At 62.8% G+C, this 7148-nt stretch carries 10 protein-coding genes; 7 read left to right on the top strand and 3 right to left on the bottom strand.

Going from position 1 to position 7148, the window contains the following annotated elements:
* The 6 genes from DJ029_RS22305 to DJ029_RS21170 all read left to right on the top strand — a co-directional run.
* Positions 1–364: DUF6915 family protein (locus DJ029_RS22305; protein ID WP_112324453.1), on the top strand; the 364-nt coding region annotated here is incomplete at its 5' end.
* A 273-nt stretch (positions 365–637) separates the two neighbouring features.
* Positions 638–1057, top strand: coding sequence for a hypothetical protein (locus tag DJ029_RS21150; protein ID WP_112324455.1), 420 nt, complete (start codon positions 638–640; stop codon positions 1055–1057).
* Positions 1050–1694, top strand: a complete 645-nt coding sequence (locus tag DJ029_RS21155; protein ID WP_112324456.1) for an antitoxin of toxin-antitoxin stability system — start codon at positions 1050–1052, stop codon at positions 1692–1694. Before DJ029_RS21150 ends, DJ029_RS21155 begins: the two co-directional genes overlap by 8 nt.
* Before the next feature lie 65 nt (positions 1695–1759).
* Entirely contained in the window at positions 1760–2161 is a 402-nt protein-coding gene (locus DJ029_RS21160; RefSeq protein WP_112324460.1) for an MbcA/ParS/Xre antitoxin family protein, read from the top strand.
* Positions 2158–2859 (top strand): RES family NAD+ phosphorylase, encoded by a 702-nt coding sequence (locus tag DJ029_RS21165; protein WP_078542905.1) that lies wholly within the window; start codon positions 2158–2160, stop codon positions 2857–2859. The genes DJ029_RS21160 and DJ029_RS21165 overlap by 4 nt, the downstream gene beginning before the upstream one ends.
* A gap of 36 nt (positions 2860–2895) precedes the next feature.
* The gene (locus DJ029_RS21170; RefSeq protein ID WP_018065915.1) at positions 2896–3072 is read left to right on the top strand and encodes a type II toxin-antitoxin system TacA family antitoxin; all 177 of its coding nucleotides are present in this window, start codon (positions 2896–2898) and stop codon (positions 3070–3072) included.
* A gap of 82 nt (positions 3073–3154) precedes the next feature.
* On the opposite strand, the gene DJ029_RS21175 is transcribed toward DJ029_RS21170, so the two are convergent.
* The 3 genes from DJ029_RS21175 to DJ029_RS21185 all read right to left on the bottom strand — a co-directional run bounded on the left by DJ029_RS21175 (position 3155) and on the right by DJ029_RS21185 (position 5531).
* Entirely contained in the window at positions 3155–4072 is a 918-nt protein-coding gene (locus DJ029_RS21175) for a nucleotidyl transferase AbiEii/AbiGii toxin family protein (protein WP_112324457.1), read from the bottom strand.
* Complete coding sequence (locus DJ029_RS21180) at positions 4062–4874, bottom strand: type IV toxin-antitoxin system AbiEi family antitoxin domain-containing protein (RefSeq protein WP_112324458.1); 813 nt, start codon at positions 4872–4874, stop codon at positions 4062–4064. Before DJ029_RS21180 ends, DJ029_RS21175 begins: the two co-directional genes overlap by 11 nt.
* A gap of 360 nt (positions 4875–5234) precedes the next feature.
* The gene (locus DJ029_RS21185) at positions 5235–5531 is read right to left on the bottom strand and encodes a hypothetical protein (protein WP_112324459.1); all 297 of its coding nucleotides are present in this window, start codon (positions 5529–5531) and stop codon (positions 5235–5237) included.
* 177 nt (positions 5532–5708) lie between these two features.
* On the opposite strand from DJ029_RS21185, the gene DJ029_RS21190 reads away from it, so the two are divergent.
* Positions 5709–7148: strawberry notch-like NTP hydrolase domain-containing protein (locus DJ029_RS21190; RefSeq protein ID WP_198671235.1), on the top strand; the 1440-nt coding region annotated here is incomplete at its 3' end.

Below are 7148 nucleotides of genomic sequence, written 5' to 3' on the forward strand. Positions count from 1 at the left end.
CCACCACGCCCTGTCCTCGGTGAAGAAATGGGGCGGCACGGTCGACGACTACCTCGCCGTGCATTCCTGGTTCGACCAGAGCAAGGAGATCACAGCCGATTTTCGGCACCGGGCGCTGCGCCACCATGCCGAGGGCATCTTCATGGCCGAGACGATCTTCGGCCAGACCCTCACGCTCTCGACCGGACGCATCATCCCGACCCGGTGGGTCGGCGAGCAGCATGTAAGGGAAGACCTTGGCTTCATCCCGAGCTTCGCCGATTGGGTGAAGGCCATTCGGCCCGAGCCTTGGATGGGTCGAACCGAACGGATCGAGGCACGGGTCGATCCGCATCTCGTTTCGCCCGTGGTTGAGGTCACGTGAAATGACCGATCCCACTTATCGACGTCTTGGCTTGCCGCCGACCGCTTCGCGACTGGCAGTGGTTCGCGCGGCGGTCCGGTCGCTACACCCCGACACGCGCGCTGTTTGCGGTCTCCGGCTGGCGCGGAAGCGCTTCTACCGGCAGATGCTCTGCGCGCATGCCGCGCGTCAGGCGTCAGGCGACCAGCCCACCGGCTGATCGCCCCACCCATCCCTTCATCCAAATCCAGTAACCGGCCGCCCGGCCGGGTTTTCCCCATTCAGGAGGTCCCCATGGCGGATTACTTCACCCATTTCTCATGCCTGATCGACGTCGGTAGCCCCGACAAGGCCGCCCGCGCGCTCGCGCTGTTCCAAGAACTTCGCGCCGCAGATGAGGACGCCGATGACCCGGAGGTCGCAGGCTTCGACCTCGTGCGCCAGGACGCGCCCGATGGCAGCACCCTCTGGATCCATGATGACGAACACGGCGATGTCGAAGCCGTCATCCGCTTCGTCTTGCGCCTCGCCGAAGACCTCAACCTCACCGGCCTTTGGGGGTTCCAGTATTCTCTGACCTGCTCTCGGCCACGACTCGAAGCCTTTGGTGGCGGCGCGCATGCCATCGATCTCGGCGCGCGCAAATCCATCGGCTGGTCCAGCACGCAAGAATGGCTGGCCGCCGCATTGAACGGGGAGGACATCGATGCCTGAGGTGATCTGCACCACCGTCTACCAGTTCCCCGAACTCTCGGATGCCGCCAAGGAGAAGGCGCGCAGCTGGTATCGCGAACTCGGCCCCCACGACGACTGGTGGGACGCGGTCTATGAGGATTTCGAAAGGGTCTGCGAGATCCTCGGCATCCGCCTGAAGACCACGCCCGTGCGGCTGATGGGCGGCGGGACGCGGGCCAAGCCCTGTATCTGGTTCTCCGGGTTCTGGAGCCAGGGCGACGGGGCTTGCTTCGAAGGCTACTGGTCCCACGCCAAGGGCGGGGCCACACGCATCCGCGACTACGCGCCCCAAGACGCGGCTTTGCAAGGCATCGCCGACCGGCTGCAGGCCATCCAGCGGCGGAACTTTTACCAACTCGCCGCCGAGGTCAGCCATCGCGGGCGCTACTACCACGAATACACCATGGCCGTTGATGTCACGCGGGACAGCCCGACCTGGCAGCCGCCGACAGAGGACGCCGAAGACATCGTGACCGAGGCGCTGCGTGATCTGGCCCGCTGGCTCTACCGTCAGCTTGAAGCCGAATACGACCACCTCGCCTCGGACCAGGCCATCGAGGAGGGAATCATCGTCAACGCGTATACGTTCACGGAAGGAGGGCGGCGGTTCGGGTAACAGTGATCAAAGCGCAAGGTTCATTTGATCTTTACAGTAAGTCCATATGGACTATATTGAAGCCAATGGAGGACGCCATGTACGTTGCAGAGAAAATCCGGGAACCCGCACAGATCAACGCCGTCGCGTTGAAAGCTTATGCACGCGTGGCCGATGCTTGGGGTCTCAGTCTCAAGGAAGCGGCTGGCCTTGCCGACATGTCAGAGAGCACGTGGAAGCGCGCCAAGAAGCCGGATTTCGCCGGAGAGCTCACCAAGGACCAACTGCTGCGGCTCAGCGCTGTAATTGGCATCTTCAAGTCGCTCGAACTCTACTTCTCGGAGCCTCTGGCAAAAAGCTGGTTTACCCGACCGAACACCGGTCCGCTCTTTGGTGGAAGCCGACCAGTCGACACCGCCATCGACGGGGGGTTGCCGCAGATCCTCGCGGTTCGGACCTATCTTGATGCGTTGCGTGGTGGGGCATGAAGCAGACCGAGATTTCCGATCGCGGTCTCGTTCGTCTCCTGCCCGCCACCTACCACAAGCCACCATCGCTGCGCGGTCTCGTCGATACCGATGACGAGATGGAGATCTTGGCAGAGATCGAGGGCCTGACCAGTGGACGTCTACAGGCCGAACGCGGGCGCAACCCGCATCTGGACCCGCGCGAACTCGCTTGGCAACGCCGCAGCCGCGATCTGCGCATCTATGGGGACAGTCACGTCAACGCAGCCTTCACTTACACCCGCGCCGGCGGAAACCGCTTCAACGCCGAGGAGCGCGGCGCTTGGTACTGCGCATGGGATGTGATGGTTTCTGTCAGCGAAGTGGCCTGGCACCGCACACGCGAACTCGGCTTTACCGGCAGCTTCCACGACAGCGCCCGCTATGTGGAATTGCTGGCCGACTTCATCGGCGTCTTCAACGACATGACCGATGAGGCAGGTCATCCGGCGCTGCATCCGGATCCGGCTGTCGGGTATCCCGAGGGCCAAAGCCTGGCACAGCATCTGCGTCGGGGCGGATCCAAGGGCCTGATTTACCCTTCGGTCCGGGCTCCTGCACCGGGCGGGAATTGCCTGGTCTGCTTCGAGCCCCACGCAATTCAGAACGTTCGTCCGGGCGCGTCTTGGGATCTTGTTTGGGATGGGACACCGCACTACTCGATTGCGGCTGTCAGCTAATCCGCAAAACCGTAATTGCCCCGGAGGCCTATAAGGATGGCAACGCCTGATATTGAAAGCCCTGACCGCACCGATCTCAAGCAGATCGACCATGCGCACTTCTTTGAAGCGATGGACTCGCCGCCTTTGCCGACCGAAGCACTGCGCTCTGCCTTTCGTCGGGCGAAAACGCGGTCATTTCAGCGAAACACAGGGCTTGGAAGCGCCGACTGAGTTCACCCGTCTTCGGCGCCTCCCATCGACGCGATGAGGACGGCCAACGCAAAGCGCCCCTCACGACGGTGATGGCCGTGGCTCAACCCAGGAGCTTCAACAAGGCGTCGCGCTGCGCTGCGTGCTTTTCGGGGTTGTCGCGCTTCAGTTTGTTCAGGTTGAGAAGTTTCCACTTCACGGCCGGTAGGTCAGCGGCCTGCGAACGGTCGATCGCCGCGAAGTCAGGCTCGCCGTCCTGAAGCGTCAGGAGGAACTGCCTCGCCTTGTCATCGAGCCTCGATTGCAGATCGGCGACCAACTTGAGGCGCGTCGCCAAAAGCGTAGCGAGCGGGACGGGTGTTCTGGTCATGCCTTCGAATTCCCGCGCGTAGGGTTGCTCGAGATCGATCAGGTTCGGATCGAGCAGCTCATGCGCCGGTCGCGGCGAACTGGCGACATAGATCAGGAAGGTGTGGAACAGGTCCTGCGTCAGGCTCTCGTTTTCGTAGAGGAGTGTGACGTCGTAGAGATCCCGGGGATGCTGCCTGTCCAGGGCGGCGTGCAGCTTTCCCGCGAACAGGTCCTCGAACGAGACGATCTGCATTTCGGCATAGCCATAGGCATCCTCGACGGCGGCAGAGACGGTCCGGATTTCCGGGTCGTGGACCGCGCCCCGGGTCACGGGCGAGGTTTCGATCTTGATCTCGGCATTCCCGAGGCGCGCCAGGAGCCGGGTGGCTCCGCCACCGCCCCCTTGGATGCGCTGAGATTTCGCGCCGCGGATTCCGGTCTCGATGGAAGCCGCGATGCGATCCATCGCGGCGTTGATCTCGTCCAGGCTCTCGGCGCGTTCCTTGATTGGCAGGTAGGTCAGGTCGATATCGACCGACAACCGCGGCAGGTCGCGGTAGAAGAGGTTGATGGCCGTTCCACCCTTGAGCGCGAAGACGCCTTCGCCCGCGACATGGGGCAGTACGCGCACCAGGAGCGCAACTTGGGCTTCATAGATCTCACGCCCCACTTTCGGCCTCCGGCTTCACGAATTCTTCTGGCACCATGATCCGATAGCGCGGGTGGATCTTGCCGCCCTGGATCAAGGCTCGGTCGCCGCTGCCAAGGTTGAATGCCTGCGGGTCGATCCGTTTGCGCCACGGATGATCGTGGCGGTCAGCAAAGACGAAGAACAGGCGCTTGACCTTGATCTTCTGGCACGCTTGCAGGAGGTCGGAAATCAGCCTTGGGCGCAGGGTTGTCAGGCTCTCGAAGACCATGTCGAGCGTGTGGAAACTCTCATGGTGGGGCAACTCGTCCATGGCTTCCAGGATTGCGCGCTCCGGCGTCGACATCGTCAGAGCCCAGTCCCATGGCAGGCCAGAATTCTTGCCCTCGATCACGCCCAGCTTCGGATCGGTGAACAAGGAACGGGGGCGGATACTGAAAGGGGCATCCGTCGGCAGTTTGATCAGCCAGTTCGGGACCTTGTCCCCATAGACCCAGACTGGAGCGTTTTCCCCCAGGCGGAGGTAATGGGCATGTCCTTGTTCACCGAGTGCCGTTGTGCTCCCGACATGCAAATCATGACCCATGATATGTTGCATCGAAAGGATGCAGGTCTTCCAGTCGATGCTGTTGGACGCCTGCATATTCGGGACTGGTCGGCGGAAGACGCCTCGGGTGATGCGGTCGAGCCAGCCGCGCTTCACATAGTCACGGAAGCTCTCATAGGCGATGCCTTGGGAGACGAGCCATGCGGCATCGACCAGATACCCTGCGGGCACGGCATCGAGCAGCTTCTTCAGATTCTGTGACCTTGCGGCATCCATGATACCTAAATTGACATACTGTCAAAGAGACATCCACAGTTTTCTTTGATAAAGATGCTTTTCCAGCGTTATGGACGCTCTGATCTCACCATTTCCAAAGAACTGAGGGACTGGCCCAAGTGGTGGGAGATCTGAAGACGCTGGATTGAGAAACGGCTACGACTTGCGGTGGTTGCTGAAGGTCGCAGCGGTGCACCTCCCGGCGTGCCGCCGGGACCAGGCCTTGGTCCTTCGGCCGAGGCCGATGTCCCGAAGGGCCAGTCTGCCAACCTACAGGTTGGCAGCTGCGCTCGGTTTGCCAAACTATGATGTGGTAAAAAGCTGGACGGCCGCACAGGGCGTCACCAGCCGGTGCTGTGCTCACTTATTCCCTTCGATCCACTTCGACATGAGCCCCTTGTCGCGGAAGCATTCTTCCGGAACGGCGCACTGTTTGATCCGGGCGAGCTTCTCAGCGAAGGCCACCTGCTTGGACGTGGGCAGCCGGTCCATGTCCGATACGGGCTTCAGCCGGGCCTGAGCCTCGATCCAAGCGCTCAAAGATCGCCGGTCTTGCTGAACTTCCCAGGGCAGGAGCGTCCGGTTGCGCAGGGCGAGCGACCGCGCATAGGCGATCTGCTTGGGCGTCGCGGGCAGGGCGTGCGTGGTGATTTCCATGGTGGAACCCCCTTTCTGGCTTGGTTCTGAACATAGAACATAACAGGAACAAAATCAAGCAAAGCATCGGGAACGCCTTGGTGCGAGAGGGAGAGAGGGGCCGGGAAAGATCAGGCCTGAAGGTGCCCGAGAGAGGGTGTCCGGGCCTGATCCTGTCCTTCATTCCGGAGTTTCCCGATGACCCATCTTGCCCCTGTTGCGCAGGCGTCCTTGCCTGCGCCCATTGTCCCGTTGGCCGCAAATCCTGCCCCTGCGATCGCTGCTGTTGCCGAAGCGCTGCAGCCCGATCTGGCGCAAGGGCTTCAGATCGACGCGCTGCGCCTGCGCCGCGAGATGGAACATGCCTTTGGCGGTTCCGATGCGACCGGTGCCTGGGACTGGAAGCTCGCCTATGAGGCGGGCGAGGTGGCGCTGATCCTCTTTATGCGAAAGTTCGGTCGGGCGCTGCTTGCGCGTGCCGGCTCGCCTGCGGCGCTCTTGCCAATCCTCGCCAAGGTGGCAGGCCTCTTGCCCACGCACACCCGGCGCTCGGAGGAGATGGAGCGATTTCAGCAATTCAGCACGCCTTTGCCCCTGGGAATCGCGGCACTGACGGCAGCACAGATCACGCCCCGCGATTTAGTCTTGGAGCCGTCCGCCGGGACCGGACTCCTGGCGATCCTCGCAGAGATCGCGGGTGGCAGTCTTGCGCTGAACGAGCTTGCCGACACGCGCGCCGACCTTCTTGGCTTGCTGTTCCCGGGCCGCCCCGTCACGCGGTTCGATGCCGCGCAGATCGATGATCATCTCGACGCCTCCTCGAGCCCGAGCGTCGTCCTGATGAACCCGCCCTTCTCGGCCCAAGCCAATGTCGATGGTCGGTCGACCGAGGCGACGGCCCGGCATCTGCGCTCGGCACTCGCGCGCTTGGTCCCCGGCGGGCGGCTCGTTGCCATCACAGGGGCCGCATTTGCGCCGGATGCGCCTGCCTGGGCCGAGACCTTCGGCCGTCTGACCGAGACGGCCCATCTCGTCTTCACCGGCGCGGTGTCGGGCGTAGCTTTCGCCAAGCACGGCACCAGCTTCGAGACGCGGATTTCTGTCTTCGATAAATGCCGCGGCGGCGAGCCGGGCGGCATCGCCGCAGACCTGCGCCAACCCACATCCCCGGACGTGGCACATCTGATGTCCCGGATCACCGCAGAGGTTCCGCTGCGCTTAGAGCTGGATCAGGCAGCTGCAATGGAGCAGGGCCATTCTTCCCACTTCCCGGGAAACCCCGCCCTCACCACACGCAAACCCGTCAGCCGATCGCGCGCGATCTCCGCAGCTCAACCGGCGACACCTGAAACGCCGATTGAGGCCGAGGAACTGGACTACGCTCTCCGCGACGCCGCCGAGGACGAAGACGCCGCACGGCTGTCCGACGCGATCTACGAGACATTCCGTCTGCAGGCGATCGAGATCCCCGGCGCGGCCGCGCACCCGACCAAGCTTGTGCAATCGGCGGCCATGGCCTCTGTCGCACCGCCGAAACCGAGCTATCGTCCCAAGCTTCCGGCGGCCATCCTGCGCGACGGCCTGCTGTCCGACGCGCAGCTTGAGACCGTCATCTACGCGGGCGCAGCTCACGGCGCT

Origin of the sequence: Oceanibium sediminis (genome assembly GCF_003265325.1) — a bacterium.
GTDB lineage: Bacteria > Pseudomonadota > Alphaproteobacteria > Rhodobacterales > Rhodobacteraceae > Halovulum > Halovulum sediminis.